The organism is Dyella sp. ASV21 (genome assembly GCF_016428975.1).
In the GTDB taxonomy this organism is placed as follows: domain Bacteria; phylum Pseudomonadota; class Gammaproteobacteria; order Xanthomonadales; family Rhodanobacteraceae; genus Dyella.
The window spans coordinates 1-25,504 of record NZ_JAELTT010000045.1 but is presented as its reverse complement, the minus strand read 5'-3'; the positions used below and the strand labels follow the sequence as shown (position 1 = coordinate 25,504).

Sequence of the window (25,504 nt, the reverse complement as noted above, 5' to 3'; positions counted from 1 at the left end):
GAACGACGATCACATCAATTGCATTCGAACTGGCAGGCCAAGTATTGCTGCAGGCTGCAACCCTGCGGGCAGGTACGGTGTTCGCATTGGGCGATGCATTGCGAACTCGGCAGGGTGATGGAGCTGGCCATCGATGCAAACGTCGTCAAACCCAATCCAAAAGCAAAAGCACAAGCCGCAAGATATTTGAGCTTCATCATGAACCTCATCCTTTTGTCAGTACTTGTGGAATGTCCGGGTGGACGTCGGCGATTGTTGCACCAATCTTCAACGGTGTGTCAACACATTTACATGCTCCACTCCGTCAACCCAGCCATTTGGATGGCCGGGCGATGCAGAAGTATGGGGTATTCAAAGGCCAACGACGTACATCAGTACGAAGGACAGGTGACCGACTGCGAAACACCGCCGCCACGGTGCAAAAGAAAGATGGTTCGGCCATCTGCATGGACACCGTTGTAGATGCCGTAAAGGCTGGCCGCCGTGATGGGCTGTGCTACGGCCATAGCGCCGGCCGCGAGCGGATTGCGCTCATCGATAAGCTGTTAATTGCCCGCGCCGCTGGCGCGCACTTCGTCGTACTGGTGGTAACGGCTATTGGTGCTGACGAAACAGCCAACGAAGTGATCGGAGTCCCGATCTTCGATGTGCGTGCGTTGCACGTTGGGGCCTTCCCAGGGCGTTTCCTGGTATGCGACGGCGCCCGCCTTGGTGCGTTGGTGGATGTTGGCCTGGGCACCGGGCACGAACCCCACGATCAGCAAGAATTTACGCGGCAAGCATCACATACGCATGACTTTCCGAATGCTATTGGGCAGCAGGGGGATGGGTCGCCTATGGGGTTTCACTATGGTTCGATGCCGCAGGATAGGTGTCATATGAGCATCAGCGCTCGCCGTAACTTCAACCCTCGTGAAGCACGTCCGTTTCAGCCCCGCACCACACTCTTGCTCACCTGCTTGATGGCGGCCCTGCCCGGGCTGGCGGCCGCCAACTGCGTTTTGCAGAGCGACGGCAAGACGGTGATTTGCGACACCACCGCGCCCAATCCCTTCACCAGCAGCATCAATGCCATCGCCTCGGGTTCGGGCACCTTGTTGATACCCAGCAGCGGCGCGGTGGTGAACATCCAGCTCGGCGCCAGCGTGTCCACCTCCGGCGCGGCGGTGCAGGTAAACAACAACAGCAAAGTCACCAACAGCGGCAGCATCACCACCAGCTTCATCAATGCCTATGGCATCTGGGCGGGCGATCCGGGCAACTCCACCAGCACCACCGCAGGCTACGCCAATACGCTGGAGAACGATGGCAGCATCACCACCACCGGCAACAATTCGGTGGGCTTGTTCGCCCGCACGTACAACAAGACCAGCGGCAACACGCTGATCAACCGCGGCAACATCCAGACCTCGGGCAGTATCTCCGGCACCAGCAATCGCTCCTCATCGGCCGGGATTCGCTCCGAAAGCGTCATGCCAAGCACCATCGACAACTTTGGCACGGTGGCAGCGCACGGCGCATACGCTACTTTCGGCACCGGCAGCGTCATCGCCATCGCTGGCAACGGCGTGGAGATGGCGGGGCCGGGCACCTTCACCAACGAGGCCGGCGCCAGCGTCACCAGCGACAACGCCTACGGTTTTTACGGCAACGGTACAAACGCCAACGGCATCACGGTGATCAATGCGGGCAGCCTCAGCGGTGGGCGCGGCGCGATTCTTTTCGGCGCCGTGCAATCCAATAACACGGTGGTGCTCAAGGCTGGCTCCAGCACGACCGGCTCCATCGATGCCGGGGTCGGCGGCAGCAACAACGCGCTGGTGTTCGATGGCTTCAATTCCAGCGGATTCGCCAACGCCATTCTCAACTGGCAGACAGTGACGGCGCAAAATGGCGCCAGCGTCACCTTCACCGCCCCCAGCTATGCGCTGGTCAACGTGAACATCGACGCTACCTCCGCGACCACCTTCACCACGTCACCGCTCACCATCGGCGGCCTGATCAACAACAATGGTGCCCTGAACTTCGCGGTGCCGGGCAACGTGTCGATTGCGGCCGGCATCCAGGGCACCGGATCGCTCACCCAGCGGGGCATCGGCACGTTGACGCTTACCGGCGCCGGTACCTACAGCGGCGCCACCACGGTCACCAGCGGCACACTCCAGGCGGGTGCCGCCAACGTGTTCTCCAGTGCCAGTGCCTACTCGGTGGCCAGCGGCGCCACGCTCGACCTGGGCAGTGCCAACCAGACCATCGGCAGCCTGGCGGGTGCGGGCAACGTACGGCTGGGCAGCGGCAACCTGAGCACCGGCGGCCTGGGCAGCTCAACCACGTTCGCGGGTGTCATCAGCGGCAACGGCGGGCTGACCAAGACGGGCGCGGGCACGTTCACGCTCACCAACAACCAGACCTACAGCGGCGGCACCACCATCAGCGCCGGCACATTGCAGCTGGGCAATGGCGGAACGGCCGGCAGCATCGTCGGCGATGTCAGCAACAACGCCGCGCTGGTGTTCGATCGTTCGGATGCCAACACTTTCGCGGGTGTCATCAGCGGTACGGGCAGCGTCACCCAGCAAGGCAGCGGTAGCACCGTGCTTACGGGTAGCAACACGTACAGCGGCGGCACCACGATCAGCGCCGGCATGTTGCAGCTCGGCAATGGCGGAACGACCGGCAGCATCGTCGGCGATGTCAGCAACAACGCCGCGCTGGTGTTCGATCGTTCGGATGCCAACACTTTCGCGGGTGTCATCAGCGGTACGGGCAGCGTCACCCAGCGAGGCAGCGGTAGCACCGTGCTTACGGGTAGCAACACGTACAGCGGCGGCACCACGATCAGCGCCGGCATGTTGCAGCTCGGCAATGGGGGCACCAGCGGCAGCCTTACCGGCGACGTGAGCAACAGCGGGCGATTGATATTCGATCGCGCCGATACGGTGACCTTCGCCGGCATCGTCAGCGGGAACGGCAGCGTAAAGCAGCTGGGCGGCGGAACCACCATCCTCACCGGCGCCAACACCTATAGCGGCGGTACCGTGGTTGCGGGGGGCGCTTTGCAGCTTGGCAATGGCGGCGCCAGCGGCAGCATCGTGGGTGATGTGCAGAATGGCGGTTTGCTGATCTTCAACCGCTCCGACACGGTGACCTTCAACGGCGTAATCAGCGACTGGACGCAAACCACGCCGGACCCCATCGGCGCTGTAACGCAGAACGGCAGCGGCGTGGTGGTTCTCGATGCGGTGAATACCTATAGCGGCATCACCTCGGTGAACGCGGGCACCTTGGCGGTGGGCGATGCAAGCCACACCAGCGCGGCACTCAACGGCGGCGGCTCGGTAAACGTGGCCGCCAACGCCAGCTTCGGCGGTTATGGCAGCGCGGCGGGGAATGTGAACAACCTGGGCACGGTGGCCGTGGCCAACGCGCTGCCGGTGTTCGCCAGCGCTGCGCTGGGCAGCTTCACCATCGGCGGCACCCTGACCAATGCCGGCTTGGTGCAGCTGGGCGGCAACGGTGTGGGAAACACGCTGGTTACGGGCAGCTATGTGGGACAGAACGCGCGCATCGCGCTCAATACGGTATTGGCCGGCGATGGTTCGCCGTCCGACCGCCTGGTGATCAATGGCGGCAGCGCCAGCGGACAGACCACGCTCAACGTTACCAACGTGGGCGGCCTGGGCGCGGTCACCCATGGCAACGGCATTCTGGTGGTTCAGGCCAGCAACGGCGCGAGCACGGCGACGGGAGCGTTCACCCTGGGCAATCGCCTGGAGGCTGGCCCCTATCTCTATTCACTGTTCCAGGGATCGCGTGACAGCAGCTCGCCACCGTCGTGGTACCTGCGCAGCGAAAATCCCGACCCGCCGGTAGGCGTGGAGCAGCCTACGACGCCGCCCACGACGACGCCCCCCACCACACCGCCGACCACACCGCCCGGCACCGGCAATCCGCCGGTGACGCCACTGCCGCCGGTGGTTCCGGACTACCGCGCCGAGGTATCGCTCTATACCGCCCTGCCGTCGATGGTGCTGCGCTATGGCTCCACCTTGGTGGGCACGTTGCATGAGCGCGAAGGTGCACAGGAAAGCACGCGCGGACTGATCGGCGATGAGGGCTGGGGCGCCAGCCAGGCCTGGGCGCGCGTGCTCGGCCAAGATGGCGAATGGGATGCGCGCAACGGCGGCATCTATCGCGACGGGCCTTCGTTCGATACCTACTTGCTCGCCTTGCAGGCGGGTATGGATCTGTACCGCAGCGAGCAAAGCAACGGCACGCGCGACTTCGCCGGCCTGCTGGGTTCGGTGGGCCACGGGCACGGCGGTGTGGATAACTTCGACAACACGGTAGCCGGCAACGATAGCTTTGACGCTTATTCGCTGGGCGCCTATTGGACCCGCTTCAACGCCAGCGATGCCTACCTCGATGGCGTGCTGCAAGGTACCTGGTACAGCGCCAAGGCCCGCTCCAACGAACAGCAGAATCTGTCCACGGATGGTTTCGGGGCCACCGCGTCGCTGGAAGGCGGCTATCCGTTCGCGTTCGCCAGCGGCTGGTCGCTGGAACCGCAGGCGCAGGCGATCTACCAGAGCCTGCACCTGGACAATGCATCCGATAGCTCCGCGCAGGTGCGCTTCAGTCACGCCGACTCGCTCAGCGCGCGCATCGGCAGTCGCCTTGCCAACCACTGGCAAGGCAACGATGCCCATCAGCAGTACACCGGTTGGCTGGTCGCCAATATCTGGCATGAGTTCAACGCGGACCCCAAAACGGCGTTTTCATCGGCCGATGGCTGGGTGCCGTTCCGCTCGGACCTCACCGGCACCTGGTGGGAACTGGGTGGTGGCTTGAATGCGCAGCTCGGTACGAACGCGGCCATCTACGCCACGGTGAGTTATCAGAAGGGTTTCGGCGACGGCGTGAAAGCGTTCAACGGCAACCTGGGCGTGCGCTTCCACTGGTAACTCACACGCGGCCGGGCGCCGCACGGACCGAAGCGGACACAAAAGTTGTGTACGCTAACGGCCGCTTGCGTGCTCCCGGTGCGCCGGAACCAGGCACGCGCGGCCATTCGCTCGCCCGCGCCGTGCCAGAATTCCGGCCGTGCTTCACCATGGAACACGCGCAGGCTATCCATGGGGATATGGATTAACGCCGGCTCCGCTTCGCAAGAGGCGGAGGTTTTGACGCATCCGGCTGGCCCCCTTTCGCGCGGCAATGACGCCGCGCCCAACGTTCAAGCTTCAGGAAAGCATCATGGATCTGTTGCGATTTCTGGTACTGCTGCCGTGGCGCCTCGTGCGTGGTTTGTTCGCCGGCATCGGTTTACTCCTGCGCCCCCTCGTCGGCCAGCTTCAGTGGTCGGCCCCGGCCTGGATGCCTGCCACCGGCGGCTGGATCAAGCGCCGCCCCTTGCAGGCCGCTGGCACGCTGGTCGGCGCCGTGGCGCTGGCCGTGGGTGGCTGGTTCGGCTGGGAGTGGTACCAGAACCGGCCCAAGCCGGTGGAGCCCACGCGCATTGCCATGACGGTGGATGCCCCGGCCATCACCGACTACACGCAACAGCCCATCACCATCCATCCGCTCACGGTGAACTTCAGTGGTTCGGCGGCGCCGATCGAGCAGGTCGGCAAGCCCGTCACCACCGGCATCGTGATGCGCCCCGACGCCAAGGGTCAGTGGACCTGGGTGGATGACCACACGCTGCGTTTCGTGCCCGCCGAGGATTGGCCGGTGGGCCGCCATTACGACGTGCGCTTTGACGTGCCCAAGGCCTTCGCCGCACATGTATTGATGGCGGACGATCACGTGAGCTTCGATACACCGGCCTTCGAGGCCAAGCTGGGCGACGGCGAGTTCTACCAGGACCCGCAGGACGCCACCGCCAAGAAGACCATCCAGCCGGTCACCTTCAACTACCCGGTGGATAGCGCCGAATTCGAAAAGCGCATCCAGGTCGGCCTCGCCCAGCGCGGCGCCAGCGATACCGCGCTCAAGTACACCGTCACCTACGATCCGCCCAAGCTGCACGCGTGGATCCACTCCCAGCCGCTGGCCCTGCCTCGCGACGAAGGCAGCGTGCGCTACCAGATAGGCAAGGGCGTGCGCAGTGCACGCGGTGGCGACGGCACCGCCGCCGAGCTCAACGGCGCCGTGCGCGTGCCGGGCCTCTACAGCCTCGCCATCGACAGCATGACGCCCACCCTGGTGGACAACGAGAAGTACGAGCCCGAGCAAGTGCTGGTGGTAAGCGTGGGCGGCGCCGTGCGCGACAGCGACGTGGCCGGCCTGATCAAGGCCTGGGTGCTGCCCGCGCGCAAGGCGGGTGAGCCACAGAACGACGACGAGGCGCCTTACGACTGGAACGTGTCCGAAGTGGGCGAGGCGCAATTGCGCCAGGCGCAGCCGCTCAAGCTGGAGCTGGTGCCCACCGAGAACGATTTTGAAGCGGTGCAGAGCTTCAAGTTCCAGGCCGCGCCCGGCCAACGCATCTACGTGCACATGGACAAGGGCTTGAAGTCCTTCGGCGGCTACATCCTCGGCAAGCCGTATGCGACCGTGGTCACGGTGCCCGACTATCCCAAGCTGCTGCGCTTTATGGCCGATGGTTCGCTGCTGTCGCTGTCGGGCAGCAAACGCATCTCGGTGGTGTCACGCAACCTGCCGGGCATGCGCATGGAAATCGGTCGCGTGCTGCCGGATCAATTGCAGCACCTGGTGAGCTTCAACCAGGGCACGTATGCGCGTCCCGAATTGAGCTATGCCTTCAGCGAAGATCACATCGTGGAGCGCTTCGAACAGAAGCGCAGCTTCCCCAAGGGGGACCCGGCCAAGGCCCATTACGAAGGCGTGGACCTGGGGCAGTATCTGAAGGACGGCAAGCGCGGCGTGTTCCTGCTGCATCTGTCCAGCTACGACGCCGCGGCGGAGAAAAAACGAGAGGAGGCCCGCAAGGCCGCAGAGAACCAGCCACAGGCTGCGCCACGCAATGACGATGGCGAGGCCAGCGGCGATGAGGGCCAAGGCGATCAGGGCGACATGGCCGAACAGAGTTCGGACGACGGCTCCGCCGTGCCCACCGATACCCGCCTCATCGTGGTCACCGACCTGGGCATGCTGGTCAAGCGCGCGCTGGACGGCAGCCAGGATGTGTTCGTGCAATCCATTCGCAGCGGCCAGCCGGTGGCTGGCGCCAACGTCGCCGTACTCGCGGTGAACGGCCAGACGCTCTACAGCGAAACCACCAGTGCCGACGGCGTGGTGCATTTCCCCAGCTTCAAGGGTCTGGAGCGCGAGAAGCAACCGACGCTTTACGTGGTGAAGAAGGCGGACGACCTATCGTTCCTGCCCATCGGCAGCTACGACCGTCGCCTGGATTTCTCACGCTTCGACGTGGGCGGCGAGCGCAACGCGCAGAACGAGGGCCAGCTCTCCGCCTACCTGTTCTCCGATCGCGGCATCTACCGCCCGGGCGACACGTTCCATGTGGGCCTGATCGTGCGCGCCGCCAGTTGGACGCACAGCGTGACCGGTATTCCGCTGCAGGCAGAGATCGTCGACCCGCGCGGCATGACGGTGAAACAGCAGCCGATGTCCATGGACAACTCCGGCTTCGGCGAACTGGAATACGCGCCCGCCGAAACCGCGCCCACCGGCACCTGGACGGTAAACCTCTACATCGTCAAGGACGGTAAGGCCGGCGCGCAGATCGGCAGCACCACCGTGCAGGTGAAGGAGTTCCTGCCCGACCGCATGAAGGTGGAGGCCAAACTCGCCGGCCAGGTGCAGGAAGGCTGGGTGAAGCCGGATGAGGTCAAGGGCATCGTCGATGTCATGAACCTGTTCGGCACGCCGGCGGCCAACCGCCGCGTGGAAGCCTCGCTTACCTTGCGTCCCGCATGGCCGGCGTTCCGCAGCTGGCCGGATTATCACTTCTACGACACCCGCCGTGCCAAGGAGGGCTACGAAGAACCGCTGCAGGACGGCAAGACCGACGACAAGGGCCACGTCGAGTTCGACCTGGACCTGAAGAAGTACACCAACGCCACCTACCAGCTGTACTTCCTGGCCAAAGCGTATGAGCCCGAAGGCGGCCGCAGCGTGGCTGCCGCCGCGCAGACGCTGGTGTCCAGCAATGACTGGCTGGTGGGTTACAAGGCAGTGGACAACCTCGACTACATCAACCGCGATACGCCACGCAGCGTGCACCTGGTGGCCATTGACCACACCGCCAAGGCGATGGCGCTGAAAGAGCTCAAGGCGCGACTGATCGAGCGACGCTACATCTCGGTGCTGACCAAGCAGGATTCCGGCGTCTACAAGTACCAGTCCAAGCTCAAGGAAATCACCTTGAGCGAACAGCCGCTGACGCTTCCCGCCGCGGGCCTCGATTACAAGCTGCCCACCGACAAGCCGGGTAACTACGCCCTGGTGGTGCTGCGCGCCGGCGACGGCGTGGAGGTCAACCGCGTGGAGTACTCGGTGGCCGGCGCGGCCAATGTATCGCGCGCGCTGGATCGCAACGCCGAACTGCAACTCAACCTCAGCAAGCAGGATTACGCGCCGGGCGAAGCGGTGGATATCGCCATACGCGCGCCTTATGCGGGCAGCGGCCTCATCACCATCGAGCGCGACAAGGTGTACGCGCACGCCTGGTTCCATGCCGATACCACCAGCTCGGTGCAACACATCACCGTGCCTGCCGACTTTGAAGGCAACGGCTATATCAACGTGCAGTACATCCGCGATCCATCCTCGGATGAGATCTTCATGAGCCCGCTGAGCTACGGCGTGGTGCCGTTCTCGGTGAACCTGGACGCGCGCCGCAATGCCATCACGGTAGAGTCGCCCACGCTGGTAAAGCCCGGCGAAACGGTCACCTTCAAGCTGCACGCGCCGCAGCCCACCCGGGCGGTGGTGTTCGCGGTGGACGAGGGCATCCTGCAGGTGGCGCGCTACAAGCTGGGCGACCCGCTGAAGTTCTTCTTCCGCAAGCGCATGCTGGAAGTGGGCACCTCGCAGATCCTCGACCTGATCCTGCCAGACTTCGAAAAACTGATGGCGATGGCCGCGCCGGGCGGCGATGCGGATGGCGCGATTGGCCGCCAGCTCAATCCGTTCAAGCGCAAACGCGACAAGCCGGTGGCGTTCTGGTCGGGTATCGTCGAGGTGAATGGCGACACCGAACTTCGCTACCAGGTGCCCGATTACTTCAACGGCAAGCTGCGCGTGATGGCGGTATCGGTGTCGCCCGAACGCATCGGCACCTTCGAGGGTGCCACCACCGTGCGTGGTGATTTCGTGCTCTCACCCAACGTTCCCACCACGCTCGCCCCCGGCGATGAGGTGGACGTGAGCGTAGGCGTGGCCAACAACCTCACCGGGCTGGGCGGCAAGCAGGTACCGGTGTCCGTAACGCTGAAAACCGGGCCGCAATTGCAGGTGATGGGTGGCGCAACGCAGAGCGTGAATCTGGGCGAGATGAAGGAGGGCGTGGTGAACTTCCGCGTGAAGGCCACCGACCAGCTCGGCTCGGGCAACCTCACCTTCAATGCCGGCTACGGCGACAAGTCCGCGCGGCAGAGCGTGGATGTGTCGGTGCGCCCCGCTTCGGCCTACCGCACCCAGGTCGACGTGGGCCGCGTGGATGCCAACAGCAAGCTCGATCAAGCGGACCTGCGGCGCCTGTACACCGAGTACGCCTCGCGTGACGCGGCCATCTCCAACATCCCGGTGGTGTTGTCCGGTGGACTCACCATGTACCTGGTGAACTTCCAGCATTACTGCAGCGAGCAGATCATCAGCTCGGCCATGCCGCGCCTGGTGATGTCCAAGTGGCCGCAGGTGAAGGTGTTCGCCGACGCGCTGCAACCCAAGCTGGAAGGCAAGGCGATCAGCAACGACGAAGCCCTCGCGCAGTTCCTGGACATCCTGCACGCACGCCAGAACGCGCAGGGCGGCTTCGGCTTGTGGTCGGCCACGCCGGATGCCAATCCGTTCGTATCCACCTATGCCATGCACTTCATGCTGGAAGCGCGCGACCGTGGCGTAAGCGTGCCGCGCGACATGTTCGACGCCGGCAATGCCTACCTGCGCCAGCTGGCCGCCGACAACAGCCTGGATGGACTGGACATGCTGCGTCAGCGCGCCTATGCGGTGTATCTGCTGACGCGCCAGGGCAACGTCACCACCAACGATCTGGCCGCCGTACAGAAGCGCCTGGACGAAGCCTATCCGCAGGAATGGAAGAACGACCTTGCCGCCGCGTGGCTGGCCGCGTCCTACCAGTTGCTCAAGCAAGACAAACCGGCCGCGCAGCTGATCGCCGGGCCGCAGAAGCTGCTGGAGCGCAGCAGCGGGGACAAGCGCTACAGCTACGGCTATTACTACGACCCGCTGATCCGTGACGCCACCACGCTGTACCTGCTCAGCAAACACTTCCCCGAGCGAGCCAAGGCACTGTCGCCGCGCGTGATGGAAAACATCACCGAGCCGATGGCGCGTGGCTGGTACAACACGCTTTCCTCGTCCATGACCATGCTGGCGCTGGACGCCTATGCCGGCCAGGCCGGCGGCGAAGTGGACAAGCTGCGTATCGACGAAGTGCATGCCGACGGCAGCGTCAAGGCGATCTCCGCGCTGCAGGGCAACCTGTTGCAGGCGGCGAGCTGGGACGCGTCGGTCAATCGCCTGCGCTTTACCAATGGCAGCGCGCTGCCGGCGTGGCGCATGGTGAGCCAGGGTGGCTACGACCGCGACGTGGCGGCCAAGGCCATCAAGGAAGGGCTGGAAATCACCCGCGATTACACCGACACCAGCGGCAAGCCGATTGACCAGGTGACCATCGGTCAGGAGATCGACGTGCACGTGAAGATCCGCGCCACCGGCAGCGACGGCGTGGGCAACGTGGCCATCGTGGATCTGCTGCCGGGCGGTTTCGAACCGGTGATCCAGCCACCGCCGGCCGTAACCGACGGGCAACAGAACGATCAACCGGCCGAAGACGCCGGTGGCGACAGCACGGTAAAGGCCAGCGCATGGCGTTCGCCGATTGGCGTGGGCAACGCCAGCTGGCGCCTGGAATACGCCGACGTGCGCGAGGATCGCGTAGTGCTCTACGGCACGGCGCTGCCGGACGTGGGCGAGTTCGTCTATCGCATCAAGGCCACCAACGCCGGCAAGTTCATCGTGCCCCCGGCCTACGGTGAATCGTTGTACGACCGCACGGTGCAGGCGCGCACGGCCGGTGGCCGCACGCTCACCGTGGTACGCCAACCCTGACCGCCGCGCGCGCCCCCGCGGGGGCGCGCCGGCTGCGTGACGCATGACCGTACCTCCGCTGATCCTCCGTGGGTGCCGCGCCGTGGGGCGCTGGCTGTATCGCTGGCAGAACTGGCTGGTCGGCGCCGCGCTGGTCGCGTTGCTGCTGGTGGGCTGCCGGCTGTGGCCACACAAGCCGCTGCACGATTGGCTGCCCTCCTCCACGGCGGTGTACGACGATCGCGGGCGACTGCTGCGCCTCACACTCGCCAGTGACGATCGCTATCGCCTGTGGGTGCCGCTGAAGGACATGTCGCCCGCGCTGGTGCAGGGCGTGCTGATGCACGAGGACCGCTGGTTCTACTGGCACCCGGGCTTCAACCCTTACGGCCTGGCGCGCGGCGCCTGGGTCACCTACCTAAGCCACGGCAATCGCCAAGGCGGCTCCACCGTTACCATGCAGCTGGCGCGCCTGCTGTGGCGGCTCAACACGCGCACGCCGCTGGGCAAGGCACGGCAGGTGGCGCATGCGCTGCAGTTGGAACTGTTCTACCCCAAGGCGCAGATTCTGGAGGCTTACCTCAACTACGCGCCCTACGGTCGCAATGTGGAAGGCGTGGGCGCGGCCAGCGTGGCCTATTTCGACAAGCCCGTCGCCGCACTGAGCTTGCCCGAAGCGCTCACCCTCGCGGTGATCCCCCAAGACCCCACCCGTCGCCTGCAAGCGGGCGTCGATAGCGCCGTGATCGGCGCGCGCCTGCGCGACTCGCGTAATCGCCTGTATGCGCGGTGGGTACGCGCGCATCCACAGGATCGCGCCCTGCAGCCACTGTTCGCGTTACCGCTGCGCCTGCGCCCCCTCGCGCAGCTGCCCTTTGAGGCGCCACACGCGGTGGATCAGGTATTGGCCGCGCGACGCGGCGTGGCGCAGGCCAGCCAGGACAGCCGCGTCACCACCACGCTGGATCTGCCCTTGCAGAAGGTGTTGGAGCGACAGATCGCCCGTTACATCGAGCGCAACCAGGGGCGCGGCATCCGCAACGCCACGGCCATGCTGGTGGATACGCGCGACATGGGCATCAAGGCCATGGTGGGATCGGCCGACTACGCCAACGCCGAGATCCAGGGCCAGGTGAACGGTACGCTCGCCAAGCGTTCGCCCGGCTCCGCGCTCAAGCCCTTCATCTATGCACTGGGCTTCGACCAGGGCGTGCTGCATCCACAGACCGTGCTGCGCGACGTGCCCACGGCATTCGGCCCGTATGCGCCGGAGAACTTCGACGGGCATTTCCTCGGACCGGTCACCGCCACCGAAGCGCTGGTGCGCAGCCGCAATATTCCCGCCGTGTGGGTGGCTTCCCAGTTGCAGCAGCCAAGCTTCTACCAGTTCCTGCGCGACGCCGGCATCAGCCGCATGGCGAGCGAGAAACACTACGGCCTGGCGCTGGTGCTGGGCGGTGGTGAAGTCACCATGCAGGAGCTTGCCGACCTTTACGCCATGCTCGGCAACCGCGGCGAACTGCGCCCGCTGCGCCTGCTTGCCAGCGACCCGGCGAGCCCGGGCACACGCATGCTCAGCGAAGAATCCAGCTTCATGGTGATGGACATGCTGCGGCAGAATCCGCGCCCCGACGAAACCACCGGCGCGCAACCCAACCGCTTGCCGGTGTATTGGAAAACCGGCACGTCGTGGGGTTTCCGCGATGCCTGGACCGCCGGCAGCTTCGGCCCGTACGTGCTGGTGGTATGGGTGGGCAATTTCGATGGCAGCAGCAACCCTGCATTCGTGGGTGTGGAAGCCGCCGCGCCGCTGTTCTTCCAGATGGTGGATGCCATCACCGCCGCCCAGCCCGGCCTGGCCGAACCCATCCACCACATGCCACCCAACCTGCGCCGCGTGGAGATCTGCCTGGCCAGCGGCGACCTGCCCAACCAGTGGTGCCCGCAACGCGGCAAGACGTGGTTCATCCCCGGCAAGTCACCCATCCGCGTAAGCCAGGTGCATCGTCCGGTAGTGATCGACGACGCCACCGGCCAACCCGCCTGCCCGCCCTATGCGAACAAGCACACGCATATCGAGGTGTATGAGTTTTGGCCGTCCGAATTGCAACGCGTGTTCGTGCAAGCCGGCATGCCGCGCCGCACGCCCCCGCGCAACGAGCACTGCCTCAACAGCGGCGACCCGGATGGCGAGCCGCCCGCCATCACCTCGCCCTTGCGCGGCAGCACGTACGCGATGCGCCTGAAGTCACCCACCGATAGCCGTATTGCTCTCAGCGCCAACGGCGATGCGGGCGTGCGCGAGATGTACTGGTTCGTCAACGATGCCTTCGTCGGTCGCTCGACGCCGGGAGAGTCGTTGTTCTGGCAGCCGGGGGCGGCGGGGAGTTACGAGGTGCGGGTGGTGGATGATCGGGGGCGCAGCGATGTGCGGGCGTTGAGGGTGGGTGTGGTGGATTAGGTTTCCGCCTCGCCCTCTCCTACACCGTCGTCCCTGTCAAAGCAGGGGCTTTTTGATCGCCGGAGGGTTGGTCAGCTGGTGTCTTTCACTTTTGATCTGGCGTTGTGGCCAGCGTGCTCGCCTGCGGCGGCTGAAAAGCCCCCTCCCGCTCTCGCAGCGACGACGGTGCAGGTGCGCGCGAGGTACGGCGCGCGCGCCAGCAAACATCGCTGGGATCGCAAGAGCCTGTCATCGCCTCCCGCTATAGTCCCCACGCTCACCACGCGCACGGACGCCAGCATGCCCCACACCCACACCCCATGGCACCTGCTCAAGCCCGCCCTGTGGGAAGCGGTGGTCACCATGTTGGCGGTGCTCCTCACGCTGGGGAGTGCGTTGTTGATTGCGCCCGGCGTGCAGACCTGCGTGCTCGCGGTGGTACTGAGTTTGTCGCTCTCGCGCAGCCAGCTCGATCGTGATCTGCGAGGTCGCGTGGAGGCGGCATTTGTATTGCCCGTGGTGGGATTGGCGGCGGTGGGGGTGGGGCTGTTGCTGCTGCATGTGCGCTGGATCGGCGCCGCAGTGTTCGTGGTGGGTATGTTCGTCTCCATCTGGTTGCGGCGCTTTGGCCCGATGGCGCGCCGCGCAGGTAGCTTGATTGCGTTGCCCTTTGTCGTGCTGCTCACCGTGCCGCATGTGCATGCCACGCCTGTTGGGCCACTGCCACGGTGGCTGGTGCCGATCATGGTGGCGCTGCTAGCGTTGTTGTGGGTGAGCGTGGCGCATCGCCTGCTGGGGCGTCTGCCCGCCACCACGATCGACGAGGCGATGGCGGCACCCAGCGCCAGCCAGCCCAGCACCATGCGCCCCGTGGCGAGCACGCGCATGGCAATCCAGATGGCGGTGGCGTTGGCGGTGTCTTTCGTCGTGGGCTACCTGTGCTTTGCCGAGCGTTGGGGCTGGATCGTGCTCACGGCTTTTATCGTCAACAGCGGCAATCGCGGTCGACTGGATGTGGCCTATAAGAGCGGCCTGCGCGTGCTGGGTGCGGCGGCGGGCACGGTGCTGGCGCTGTCGTTGAGCGTGCACGCGGGTGACCACCCTGCGCTTACCGGCATGCTGATCCTGGGCGCGTTGTTCATGGGCGTGTGGCTGCGCCCGTTCGGCTATGCGTGGTGGGCGTTGTTCGTGACGCTGGCGCTGGCGTTGTTGCAGGGCTTCGCGGGGGACTCGCCGGTGGCGATGTTGTGGCAGCGCCTGGAGGAGATCGTGATAGGCGCGGTAATCGGCCTCGCCGCGGCATGGTGGGTTTTGCCAGTGCGTTCCACCGATGTGTTGCGGCGTCGCCTGGCGGATGCGCTGGCCGCGTTAGCGGAGGCACTGGACCCGAACGCGGCGCCGCGCACGCCCGCGCGCTTCGTGGCCGCGCTCGCGCAAGTGGAACTGATCCGGCCGCCGTTCCGTGCCAGTCGCTGGGCGACCCGGCGCCTGCGCGCGACGCACCCGGCCGATTGGATCGATGCGCTGCTCGCCTGCCGTACGCCGGCCATCGCCCTGATCGAGCAGGGCCAGACGCCGGGCCGCGTGCGCCAGGCAGTGGGCGCTGCGCGCAAGGCATTGCGCGAACCCGACACGCTCTTGCCCGCCCTGCTGCAATTGCGTCAGACGCTGGATCACTAAGGGCTTGCCGGCAAGGTGGCGACGCGCGAGAGCACGGACACGCCGCGCTCGTCGAAGGCCTCCACCGCCACCACATAGGGCACGCCCTTGTTCAATGCATGCAGGGTGAGTTGCGTGGGTTGATCGGCGAAACGCTGATAGGTGGCGTGCAAGCGATCGGCCGCCAGCCCCCAGCGCACGTTGTAGCCCACCGCGCCGGGTACCGGCGTCCAGGCGATGTCGGCATCGCGCGTGTCGGTCAGGCGCCGGGCAACGGTGAGCGTGGGCGCCGGTGGTGCGACGCCATCGGCGTTGCCGAACACGCGCAGATCGGCGATGGCAAGGGTGCGCGCGCCAACATGCACGTGTTCATAGCGCACGTAGCGGATGCGCGCGGGCTGGCTCAGTTCCACATAGGCATTGGCGTGGTCGCGCGTTTCCCGCGAAAGGTCGGCCAGCGTGTCCCAATGCCGCCCATCGCGCGAACCCAGCAGGCGGAACTGCGTGATGAGATCGGGAGCGTCGCCGTAGCGGTTCGACCGGTAGTCGGCGTAGTTCACTTGTACCGCGCGCACGCTGCGCTCGCCGCCCAGATCCACGGTGAGGGTTTGTCCGGGCGTGTTGCTGGCGGCCACCCAGAAACTGCGCGGGTTTTCGTCGGTTGCGTTGCTGGCGGGGTAATCGGGTAGCGCAGAGGAAGCCTTCGCGGGCTTGCGATAGGAGAGCAGCATCCAGCCGCTGAAGGTGTCCTCGCTGTCGGCCAGGCGATGGTCGGGCATGCGCTGGGGGAAATCGCCGAAGCGCGTGTCCACCCACATTTGGCCGTCCGTATGGAAGCCGGCGCGATACAGGCCCACGCGACGCTCGAAGGTCCAGTTGCTGCCGATCCACGAGGTACCGGTGTTCCACCAGTTGCCATGGGCGTCCTGGAACGTAGAGCCGTGTCCCGCGCCGGTGACGAAGCCGCCGGGCTTTTCGCCGACGGGGTTGTACGGCGCATATTCGAACGGGCCGAGCGGGCCGCGCGCCACGTACACGCCGGTGCCATACACGTTGTATTCGGTACCGGGCGCCGCGTACTGCAGGTAGTAGCGATCGCCCACCCGATTCATCCAGGCCCCTTCCAGGAAGGGCGCGGTGTGTTCGTCGGTGTGGTCCTGGCCAAAGCGCTCCCAGCCGTGTTGTGCCGGATCGAGCGCCAGCAGCGGCTGCGGCGGGGTGACGAAGGCCAAGCGCTTGCCCTCACCCTGCGCGGCGTCGCCCGGCTTGAGGTCGAGCTGGGCGCCGTACAGCGGATGCACGTTGGAGGAGCCCCAGTAGAGGTAGGTCTTGCCGTCTTCGTCCTGGAACAAGCCCGGGTCCCACGGACCCGGCGGCAGCTCGCCGGGTCGCAGCGCGTGCTCCATCTCGCTGAACACCGCACCGGGCACGGCGGGCAACTGGCGTGTCCAGAACGCCCAGTGTCCATGGGCGGGGTCGGTGGATACCAGCAGGGGACGCGGCTGGGTGGCCGCCTGCATCAGGAACAGCTTGCCGTCCGCCACCAGGGTGGCCGGCGCCACTTCGCTGTCGAAGGGCCAGCGATCCGGCGCCACGAACTGCCAGTGCAGCAGATCGGTGGAGCGCCAATAGCCATCGGCCAGCGTAAGGAACAGGTAATAGGCATCGCCAAAGCGCACCACCGCCGGGTCCGCGCCGGTGCGGTAGGAGATGCCCTCGTTCATCTGCTCGAAGTTGTAGCGATAGTCCAGATCCACCGGGTTGGCCCAGGTGCGGCCTTCGGCGGCGGCCGCCAAGCCTGGCGGCAACGTCAGGGCCAGGGCAGCCAGCAGACGCGTGGCGCGGCAGGTTGGGCTGGGCATCGGCAACTCCCCTCGCATGGCGACCGGGGCACTGGCCGGGCTGGCCGACATGCCCCCGTATTGATTGAACGGGTCGGGATGTACGAGACTCCCTGACTCGCATGTAAACGTTTACATGCTAACCCGGCCACGTGCGGCCGACTATCCACCCACCCCTGAGGACCGCCATGCCAGTCCAGTCTCCGTTCCGTCGTCTCGCCACTGGCGTCTGCGTTGCCGTCTGCCTTGCCCTGCTGGGCACCGCGCAGGCCGCCCCCGCCGGCAACGACACCGTCGCCTTGCGCGTGGATGCCACCGCCAAGAGCACGCCGCTGCCGCACTTCTGGGAACAGATGTTCGGTTCGGGCCGCGCCTCGCTGGCGCTGCGCGACAACTACCGCAAGGACCTGGAAGCGGTGCACGGCGCCACCGGCTTCGAGTACATCCGCTTCCACGGCATCTTCGATCGCGACGTGGGCGTGGTGTACCGCGATGCGCAGGGCAAGATCGCCTATAACTTCAGCTACGTGGATCAGATCTACGACGGCCTGCTGGAGCGCGGCGTCAAGCCGTTCGTGGAACTGGGCTTCATGCCGCCGGAGCTGAGCTCCGACGTTAACCGCGTGCACGATTTCTGGTACCACCCCAACGTGATGCCGCCGAAGGATTGGGCCGAGTGGGAGGCCATGATGCGCGCCTTCACCCAGCACCTGATCGCGCGCTACGGCATCGAGGAAGTCTCCAGCTGGTACTTCGAGGTGTGGAACGAGCCCAACCTCGCCTTCTGGGGCGGCACGCCCGAGAAGGATTCCTACTACGAGCTGTACGACCGCACCGCGCGTACGCTCAAGGGCGTGGACAGCCGCCTGCGCGTGGGCGGCCCCGGCACGGCGCAGGCCGCGTGGGTGCCGGAGTTCCTCAAGCACGTGCATGAGGTGAATGCGCCGATCGACTTCGTCAGCAGCCACGTGTACGGCGACGACACCGCGCAAAATGTGTTCAAGACCAACGAGAACATTTCGCGCGCCGACATGGTGTGCCGCTCGGTGGACAAGGTGCACAAGGAAATCGTCGCCTCGCCGTTCCCCAAGCTGCCGCTGATCTTCAGCGAATACAACGCCTCGTACGCCAACCTGCCCAACGTCACCGACACCACGTTCATGGGCCCGTGGATGGCCAACACCATTCGCCAATGCGCGGGCAAGGTGGACATGATGAGCTACTGGTCGTTCTCCGACGTGTTCGAGGAACAGGGCGTGGTGAAGACGCCGTTCTACGGTGGCTTTGGCCTGATCGCCGCGGATCGCATCCCCAAGCCGGCCTTCAACGCCTTCGCCATCCTGCACAAGCTGGGTGACCAGCAGCTGCCGCTGAAGTCCGACAGCGCGCTCGCCACGCGTCGCGCCGATGGCACCGTGGTGCTGGCACTGTGGAACTACGCCGCGCCGGTGGGCGACACCGCCAGCTATACGGTGGGCGAGCCCAAGGGCGGCACCAAGCACTTCGACGTGGACGTGAAGCACCTTACCGGCCAGGCACAAGCCACCGTGTGGCGCGTGGACCAGACCCACGGCAACGCCGTCGCCACGTTCGACCAGATGGGCCGCCCGGCCTGGCCGAGCCGCGAGCAGATCGCGCAGCTGCGCGAGGCCGGCAAGCTGGCGCCGTCGGAATCCGCCACGCTGCAGAACGGCAAGCTCAGCATCGACATCCCGCCGCAGGGCCTGGTGGTCGTTGAGCTGCACTAAGCGGTAACCACCAAGCGCGCGGCACCTCGCGGTGTCGCGCGCTTTTTTGTATCCGCCGTTGTCACCGCACGCGTGCAGCCATCGCACGGACGCAAAAAAACAACGGGCGCCAAAGCGCCCGTTGCCCCCTCTACCCCACGTTGCGTTACGCGATCAGAGCGCGTAGTACATCTGGAATTCCAGCGGATGGGTGCTGGCACGGTAGGCGGTGACTTCCTTCATCTTCAGCTCGATGTAGGCATCGATGAAGTCGTCGGTGAACACGCCGCCGGCCTTGAGGAACTCGCGATCCTTGTCGAGCGCGTTGAGCGCTTCGTCGAGGCTGGAGCACACCTGCGGGATGTTCTTCTCTTCTTCCGGCGGCAGGTCGTACAGATCCTTGTCGGCCGGCGCACCCGGGTCGATCTTGTTGATGATGCCGTCCAGGCCGGCCATCATCAGCGCGGTGAACACCAGGTAGCCGGAGTTCATCGGATCGGGGAAGCGCACTTCAATGCGGCGACCCTTGGGGCTGGACACGTACGGAATACGGCAGCTGGCCGAGCGGTTGCGGGCCGAGTAGGCCAGCATCACCGGAGCTTCGAAGCCCGGCACCAGGCGCTTGTAGCTGTTGGTGGTGGAGTTGGCGAAGGCATTGATGGCCTTGGCGTGCTTGAAGATGCCGCCGATGTACCACAGCGCGGTCTGCGACAGGCCACCGTACAGGTCACCGGCAAACAGGTTGTTGCCGTCCTTCGCCAGCGACTGGTGCACGTGCATGCCGCTGCCGTTGTCGCCCACGATGGGCTTGGGCATGAAGGTGACGGTCTTGCCGTTCTGGTGGGCCACGTTCTTGATGACGTACTTCATGGTCATCAGTTCGTCGGCCTTCTGCACCAGCGTGTTGAACTTCACGCCGATCTCGCACTGGCCGGCATTGGCCACTTCGTGGTGATGCACTTCCACCACTTGGCCCAGCGACTCCAGCACCTTGCACATGTCGGCACGCAGGTCGCCCAGCGAATCGACGGGGCTGACCGGGAAGTAGCCGCCCTTCACGCCCGGACGGTGGCCGGTGTTGTTGTCTTCGTACTTGTAGCGCGAGCTCCACGCGGCTTCTTCCGAGCCGATTTCGTAGAACACGCGGCCCATGTCGTTCTGCCAGCGCACCGAGTCGAAGATGAAGAACTCCGGCTCCGGACCGAAGAAGGCGGTGTCGGCAATGCCGGTGGACTTGAGGAAAGCTTCACCGCGCTTGGCGATGGAGCGCGGGTCGCGACCGTAGGCCTGCATGGTGGACGGCTCGAGCACGTCGCAATGCAGCACCATCTGGGTGTGCTGGCTGAACGGGTCGAGGTAGGCGGTGTCCGGGTCCGGCATCAGGATCATGTCGGACTCGTTGATGCCCTTCCAGCCGGCGATCGAGGAGCCGTCGAACATCTTGCCGTCTTCGAAGGTGCCTTCGTCGATGGCATGGGCCGGGAACGTCACGTGGTGATGCTTGCCGAGCATGTCGGCAAAACGGAAGTCGACGAATTCGACCTCGTGTTCCTGGATCAGATCGAGCACTTTCTGGACGGCGGACGACATGGACAACCTCGACGGATAAAGGGGGTAAATGCAACGTTGTTTGGCAAAGGCCGTGCCAAGCCGGCATCACTTAGTAAATCAGAGACTTAATGACATTTCGCAGCGTTTCGACGCGACCAATTGCACCAACTTAGAACAAACGCAGGCGCCATATTGCACCACCGCCGCGCGGCGCGCATGGTGCTCAGGGCGCGGATTTCAGATCCACCGCACCTGCCGGCAGCGCCCCGCCCCACGCAGGCGCCAGCACATTCCAACCGTCCAGACGGAACACGGCGTCCTGCGGCCTGGCCGACCGTGCCACCGTCGCCGCCAACGCATCGTCGAGAATATAGAGCGTCTGCGTCTCGGGCGTGGCGTCGGCTATGCGCTTCAGCTGCTCATCGCGCAGGCGGTTGAACAGCTTCCAGTTGACGCGCGCCACCTGCACGGCGTCCGTGCCCATGCGGTGTTCCAGCGCGTAGCGGGCCAGCACCTCCCAACCCGGCGCAAGCACGCGTGTGGGCACCCGTCGCAAGCGCGTATAGCGCTGGCCGGCGGCATCCCAGAACGGGCCATGCAAACGTGCGGTATCGGCCACCTGGGTGCGTTGCACCAGCGTCTGATGCAACTGCATCAGGCCGGGGTAAAGGTCGGCCAACTGCAGCACCAGCGCAACGGCCAGCACGATCGCCAGCGCGCGCGCCGACAGCACCCGCGCCAGCGTGAAAAATGCCCACAGCAACAACGCGTAATAAGCCACCCAGAACAGCCGCCCGGTGGACTGGATGGAGGCATGCGACACCTTGCGCTCCAGCCAAGCGGGCAACGACAAGGTGACCTGCCAAGCGCCCACGCCCACATGCTGGGTAATGGCTACCACGGTCAACACCAGCGCTACCGCCGCCAGCGGCCACACACGACGACGCGACGATGACGCGCGGCGGCGCTCGATCACCTGCACCAACAACGCCAGCAGGCACACCACCAAACCACCCAGGCCCAGGTAATTGAAGCCCTCGTATTCGCCGGCGGCTTGCGGCGCGCTCAGCCCAAACCATGACCAACCCGCACCATTGAACGGCGCCAGCAGGTTCATCTTGTAATAGCCAAAACCGCTGGCCGCCTGGCCACCACCCGGCACCATGAAGAAGCCCGCCGCCCAGGCCACCACGCCAGTCACCAGCAGCACCTGCATCACTTCAGGCAGTTGGCGCAGGCACGACCGCAGCAACGAGCCCTTTGCCGCGGCGCGATCCTCCAGCGCGCGTCGCAGCAGATCAGCCATCCACAGCAGCGTCACCATCAGGAACAGATACGCATGGATCAGCATGGTGACGGCTACCAGCGCCGTCCACGCGAAACGGGGCCGTGACGATGGACGCAGGTATAGCCACAGTCCAGCGAGGATCGACCACTGTCCGAACAGCGCCATATGCCCGCCGAGGCGCAGCAACATCGGCGGCGCCAGCACAAAGAACACGCTGCCCAGCAAGCGCACTGGGAGGCTATCGCTGGCAAGCGCCAGCAAGCGCCACGCGAACACCGCCTGCAACACGAAACACAGCAAGACCCACAGGCCGAAGTACTGGAACGGCTCAGGCAATAACGGCGACAGCGGCTTGAGCAGCATCGCCAGCAGCGGAATCGAATCGGAGTAGTACACCGAGGAATGGATCTCCAGGCCGTACGACGGATTGGCGCCCCACGGCCAGCTCCACGGATCGTGGCGATAGAACGCCCAGCCCAGGTAGCTTTGCGCAAGATCCTGATGCTGCAACCACAGCACGTTGCCCGGTACGAACAGGTTGCCGCCCGTCACCAGCACAAAGGCGGCCACGCCCAACAGCACGGGCAACAATCCGAAAAGGGCGGTGCGGTCGCGCCGCGGGTGCGTGGAGAACATGCAAAGGTCGCCTGACGTGGACGGCGCGCACCGCAGGAACATGCGGACACGGGAAACAAGGCGCTGAGAGTAGCCGGGCAGGCCTGGGCACACCAAGGGGCGGCGCGCTGACGGCACTGTCCGCACAGGCAAACTCTTCGCACGCTTCCCTTAAGCTATGGCGCTTCGTATCGGCCGGCCACCTGCGCCTTCTCCTGGAGTTTTCGTGAGCGATCTGATCAACGTCATCCTGCTCGGCATCATCGAGGGCATCACCGAGTTCCTGCCCATCTCCAGTACGGGGCACCTGCTGATCGCCGAGAAGTTCGGCCTGGGCGAGCGCTCGGAACTATTCAACGTCGGCATTCAGGCCGGCGCCATCCTGGCGGTCACCTTTATCTACTGGAGCCGCATCTGGCAGTTGCTCACGCAGTGGCGTGACCCGGCCAACCGCGATTACCTGGCCAAGCTCACCGTGGCCTTCCTCATCACGGCAGTGCTCGGTTTTATTGCCGTGAAGCTCGGCTTCAAACTGCCTGAAGCGGTGACGCCGGTGGCGTGGGCGCTGGTGATCGGCGGTGTCTGGATGCTGGCGGCCGAACGACTGGCGGCGAAGCAGCCCGACCGCAGCGGCGTGACCTGGCGTGTGGCGATCCTGGTGGGCATCGCGCAGATGGTGGCGGGCATTTTCCCGGGCACCTCGCGTTCGGCCGCCACCATCTTCACGGCCATGCTGGCGGGCACCAGCAACCGCGCGGCGGCCACCGAATTCGCGTTTCTGGTGGGCATTCCCACCATGTATGCGGCCACCGGCTACGAACTGCTGAAGGTGTTCAAGGGAGGCGGCGTGCACGAAGACTGGACCGCCTTCGGCGTGGGCTTCGTGGTGTCGGCCATCGTGGCCTTCGTGGCGGTGAAGTGGTTGCTCGGGTATATCCGCAGCCACCGCTTCACCCCGTTCGCGATCTACCGCATCGCGCTGGGCGTCGCCCTGCTGCTGTGGCTGCCGGCCGGCGGTTGAGCGCGCCGCTGCGATCCGTGAAACCATAGTCGCCGCCTCTCTGCCGGCGACGACGGGCATGGAACGACCGCAGCACTATCAATGGCTGGATCTACACATCGACCTGGCGCGCCAGCGGGTAAGCCGCGATGGTGCGCCGCTGGACGTGCACGGCCTGAACTTTCAGCTGCTTGCCTGCCTGTTGCGCCACGGCCATGCCGTGGTGGATTTCGACACGCTGCTGGCCGAGGTGTGGGCGCCAGCGGTGGTCAACGAGGAAACCATTACCCAGCGCGTGAAGCTACTGCGCCAAACGCTGGGCGACAACGGCCGCGCACCGCGTTATATCCGCTCGGTGCGCGGGCGCGGTTATCAGCTATGCGAACCGCCGAAGGCACTGGAAACACCGCTGCCCAAGCCGCGCCGCGCTTCAGGCCGGTGGCTAATCGCGCTAGCCCTGGTCATCGTCGCGCTGGGCGGTGCCGGTGCATGGTGGTGGCAGCGCGCTCATGCGCCCACCACCGCGCCGACCAGTGCCCGGCAGGAGCTGCTGCAGCGCGCCGCCTATTACGCCGGCATCGGCCAGCGCGACAACAACGAACGCGCCATCGAGCTCTACCAGCAAGTGCTGGCACAGGCGCCCGACGATATCGCCGCCCAGGTCGGGCTGAGCCGTGCCTATAGCGCGCGCGTTTGCCTCTACAACTTCGACTACACCTGGACGACTTCGGCGCAGCGGCTGGCCGAGTCCGCGCTCAAGCGCGATGCGCGGTCCGCCCCGGCATGGTCGGCGCTGGCCTATGCCCACGATTGCCGCGGTGAGATGCAGGCTGCCATCGACGCGTACCAACGGGCGGTGGTGCTTGATCCCGGCGATGACGCCAGCCGCGCATCGGCCGCCTACCTGTATCAAGAGCGCGGCGCGCTGGTGGACGCCCTGCACGCCAATCTCGACATGCGCGGCGATGCGAGCAAGGTGCGCTTTCGCCAGGTACAGATCGCCCGCGAACTCGATCTGCTCGGCTTTACCGCTGCCGCCGAGGAACGCTTCCGGCACAGCTTCCAGCTCAACCCGGACAATGTGTTCTCCAACATCGCCTGGCCGCAACACCTGTTCCTGCAAGGTCGCTATGGCGAAGCGCAGCAAGCGCTGGATGAGGCGATGACGCGGCACACACCGCACGTGGCGCTGTATGTGCTGGAGGGCGAGCTGGCCTTGTTGCGCGGCGACCGCACGGCGGCGCACACCGCATTTGCCCAGGCCGTGCAACTGCGCCCACAGATGAGCCTGCCCGCCACGCTGGCGGCCTTGCATGCCGACACGCCACCCGCACCCGCCTGGCTGGATGAACGCATCGCCAGCATGACCAGGGCGATGGCTAGCGGCACCGGCTACCCATCCGACCGCCTGGAACTGGCCATGCTGCAACAGGCGCGCGGCCAGCGCGATCAGGCGGCCGCCACCGTGGCGAAGGCCGTGGCCGATGGCTATAGCGACCGGGCCTATCTGCAGATCTCCCCCTTGCTGCAGCCGCTGGCGGACCACCCCACCTACGCGGCGGCGATCGATACCATCAGCCGTCGCGCGGCGACGCAACGCGCCCAGGTGTTGGCCGCCGACTGGTGCCCGCCCGAACTGCGCAACGCTACGGCAGTGCCTTGAGGATGTAGTCGCGGAAGATCGCCTGCGACTGCGGATGCGCATAGCGCTGGTTGTACGCGGTGCTGGTGATCACCGCCACGAGGCGCTGCGAAGGCATCACGAACACGTAGTTGCCGCCGTTGCCGGACATCGCCCAGGCAACCTGCTGCACACCCTTCACTGGAAAGTGAAAGCACCACCACAGGTAGCCATAGTCGGCATCCTCGCGTGCCTGCGCATGCACGCTCAGCATGCGCCGCACCCAATCCGCCGACACGATCTGGCGGCCTTGCCAGCGTCCCTGGTCCAGCGCCAGCTGGCCGAACTTGGCGAGATCGCGGCTGCGATAGCGCGTGCCGCCACCGCCCATGCCGACACCCAGCGGCGAGGTGTTCCAGTGCGATTGGGTGATGCCCAGCGGACGCTCCAACACCTCGGCGGCGAAACGCGCCAGCGGCTGGTGGGTGGCCCGTTCCACCACC

The 25,504-nt window shown here is 65.4% G+C and carries 13 protein-coding genes; 7 read left to right on the top strand and 6 right to left on the bottom strand.

Annotated elements, in window-relative coordinates:
• Positions 1-14 precede the first annotated feature (14 nt).
• A complete protein-coding gene (locus tag JHD67_RS14610; RefSeq protein WP_199099962.1) occupies positions 15-200 on the bottom strand; it encodes a hypothetical protein in 186 nt (61 codons plus the stop codon).
• Positions 201-545: 345 nt separating this feature from the next.
• On the bottom strand, positions 546-779 hold the full coding sequence (locus tag JHD67_RS14605) for a hypothetical protein (protein WP_199099961.1): 234 nt from the start codon (positions 777-779) through the stop codon (positions 546-548).
• Between the two features lie 99 nt (positions 780-878).
• Here JHD67_RS14605 and JHD67_RS14600 point away from each other — a divergent pair, with 99 nt between their 5' ends.
• The 4 genes from JHD67_RS14600 to JHD67_RS14585 all read left to right on the top strand — a co-directional run bounded on the left by JHD67_RS14600 (position 879) and on the right by JHD67_RS14585 (position 15,379).
• A complete protein-coding gene (locus JHD67_RS14600) occupies positions 879-4,964 on the top strand; it encodes an autotransporter outer membrane beta-barrel domain-containing protein (protein WP_199099960.1) in 4,086 nt (1,361 codons plus the stop codon).
• A 292-nt stretch (positions 4,965-5,256) separates the two neighbouring features.
• Positions 5,257-11,280, top strand: coding sequence for an alpha-2-macroglobulin (locus JHD67_RS14595; RefSeq protein WP_199099959.1), 6,024 nt, complete (start codon positions 5,257-5,259; stop codon positions 11,278-11,280).
• A 43-nt stretch (positions 11,281-11,323) separates the two neighbouring features.
• Positions 11,324-13,720 (top strand): penicillin-binding protein 1C, encoded by a 2,397-nt coding sequence (gene pbpC / locus JHD67_RS14590; protein WP_199099958.1) that lies wholly within the window; start codon positions 11,324-11,326, stop codon positions 13,718-13,720.
• Positions 13,721-13,999: 279 nt separating this feature from the next.
• On the top strand, positions 14,000-15,379 hold the full coding sequence (locus JHD67_RS14585; RefSeq protein WP_199099957.1) for an FUSC family protein: 1,380 nt from the start codon (positions 14,000-14,002) through the stop codon (positions 15,377-15,379).
• Here the strand turns inward: JHD67_RS14585 and JHD67_RS14580 are convergent.
• Positions 15,376-17,220 (bottom strand): family 43 glycosylhydrolase, encoded by a 1,845-nt coding sequence (locus JHD67_RS14580; protein WP_199099956.1) that lies wholly within the window; start codon positions 17,218-17,220, stop codon positions 15,376-15,378. The genes JHD67_RS14585 and JHD67_RS14580 overlap by 4 nt on opposite strands.
• Positions 17,221-17,387: 167 nt before the next feature.
• Here JHD67_RS14580 and JHD67_RS14575 point away from each other — a divergent pair, with 167 nt between their 5' ends.
• Positions 17,388-18,947, top strand: a complete 1,560-nt coding sequence (locus JHD67_RS14575) for a glycosyl hydrolase family 39 (RefSeq protein WP_199099955.1) — start codon at positions 17,388-17,390, stop codon at positions 18,945-18,947.
• A gap of 153 nt (positions 18,948-19,100) precedes the next feature.
• Here the strand turns inward: JHD67_RS14575 and glnA are convergent, their stop codons facing one another.
• Together glnA and JHD67_RS14565 are read right to left on the bottom strand one after the other, a co-directional pair.
• Positions 19,101-20,516: a type I glutamate--ammonia ligase gene (gene glnA / locus JHD67_RS14570; protein ID WP_199099954.1), complete on the bottom strand. Its 1,416-nt coding sequence runs from the start codon at positions 20,514-20,516 to the stop codon at positions 19,101-19,103.
• 184 nt (positions 20,517-20,700) lie between these two features.
• On the bottom strand, positions 20,701-22,401 hold the full coding sequence (locus JHD67_RS14565; protein ID WP_199099953.1) for a DUF6311 domain-containing protein: 1,701 nt from the start codon (positions 22,399-22,401) through the stop codon (positions 20,701-20,703).
• 205 nt (positions 22,402-22,606) lie between these two features.
• On the opposite strand from JHD67_RS14565, the gene JHD67_RS14560 reads away from it, so the two are divergent.
• The gene (locus tag JHD67_RS14560; RefSeq protein ID WP_199099952.1) at positions 22,607-23,401 is read left to right on the top strand and encodes an undecaprenyl-diphosphate phosphatase; all 795 of its coding nucleotides are present in this window, start codon (positions 22,607-22,609) and stop codon (positions 23,399-23,401) included.
• Between the two features lie 58 nt (positions 23,402-23,459).
• Positions 23,460-25,043, top strand: a complete 1,584-nt coding sequence (locus JHD67_RS14555) for a winged helix-turn-helix domain-containing protein (RefSeq protein ID WP_199099951.1) — start codon at positions 23,460-23,462, stop codon at positions 25,041-25,043.
• Here the strand turns inward: JHD67_RS14555 and JHD67_RS14550 are convergent.
• On the bottom strand, positions 25,027-25,504 hold a 478-nt coding region (locus tag JHD67_RS14550; protein ID WP_199099950.1), incomplete at its 5' end, for a serine hydrolase. The two genes, JHD67_RS14555 and JHD67_RS14550, sit on opposite strands and share 17 nt — an antisense overlap.

What these genes read in the sequence shown, in the direction of transcription:
- JHD67_RS14555 (WP_199099951.1), top strand. Translation starts at nt 23,460, where the DNA reads ATGGAACGACCGCAGCACTATCAATGGCTGGATCTACACATCGACCTG.
- JHD67_RS14595 (WP_199099959.1), top strand. Translation starts at nt 5,257, where the DNA reads ATGGATCTGTTGCGATTTCTGGTACTGCTGCCGTGGCGCCTCGTGCGT.
- JHD67_RS14565 (WP_199099953.1), bottom strand. Translation starts at nt 22,401, where the DNA reads ATGTTCTCCACGCACCCGCGGCGCGACCGCACCGCCCTTTTCGGATTG.
- pbpC (WP_199099958.1), top strand. Translation starts at nt 11,324, where the DNA reads ATGACCGTACCTCCGCTGATCCTCCGTGGGTGCCGCGCCGTGGGGCGC.
- JHD67_RS14600 (WP_199099960.1), top strand. Translation starts at nt 879, where the DNA reads ATGAGCATCAGCGCTCGCCGTAACTTCAACCCTCGTGAAGCACGTCCG.
- JHD67_RS14585 (WP_199099957.1), top strand. Translation starts at nt 14,000, where the DNA reads ATGCCCCACACCCACACCCCATGGCACCTGCTCAAGCCCGCCCTGTGG.
- JHD67_RS14580 (WP_199099956.1), bottom strand. Translation starts at nt 17,220, where the DNA reads ATGCCCAGCCCAACCTGCCGCGCCACGCGTCTGCTGGCTGCCCTGGCC.
- JHD67_RS14575 (WP_199099955.1), top strand. Translation starts at nt 17,388, where the DNA reads ATGCCAGTCCAGTCTCCGTTCCGTCGTCTCGCCACTGGCGTCTGCGTT.
- glnA (WP_199099954.1), bottom strand. Translation starts at nt 20,516, where the DNA reads ATGTCGTCCGCCGTCCAGAAAGTGCTCGATCTGATCCAGGAACACGAG.
- JHD67_RS14610 (WP_199099962.1), bottom strand. Translation starts at nt 200, where the DNA reads ATGATGAAGCTCAAATATCTTGCGGCTTGTGCTTTTGCTTTTGGATTG.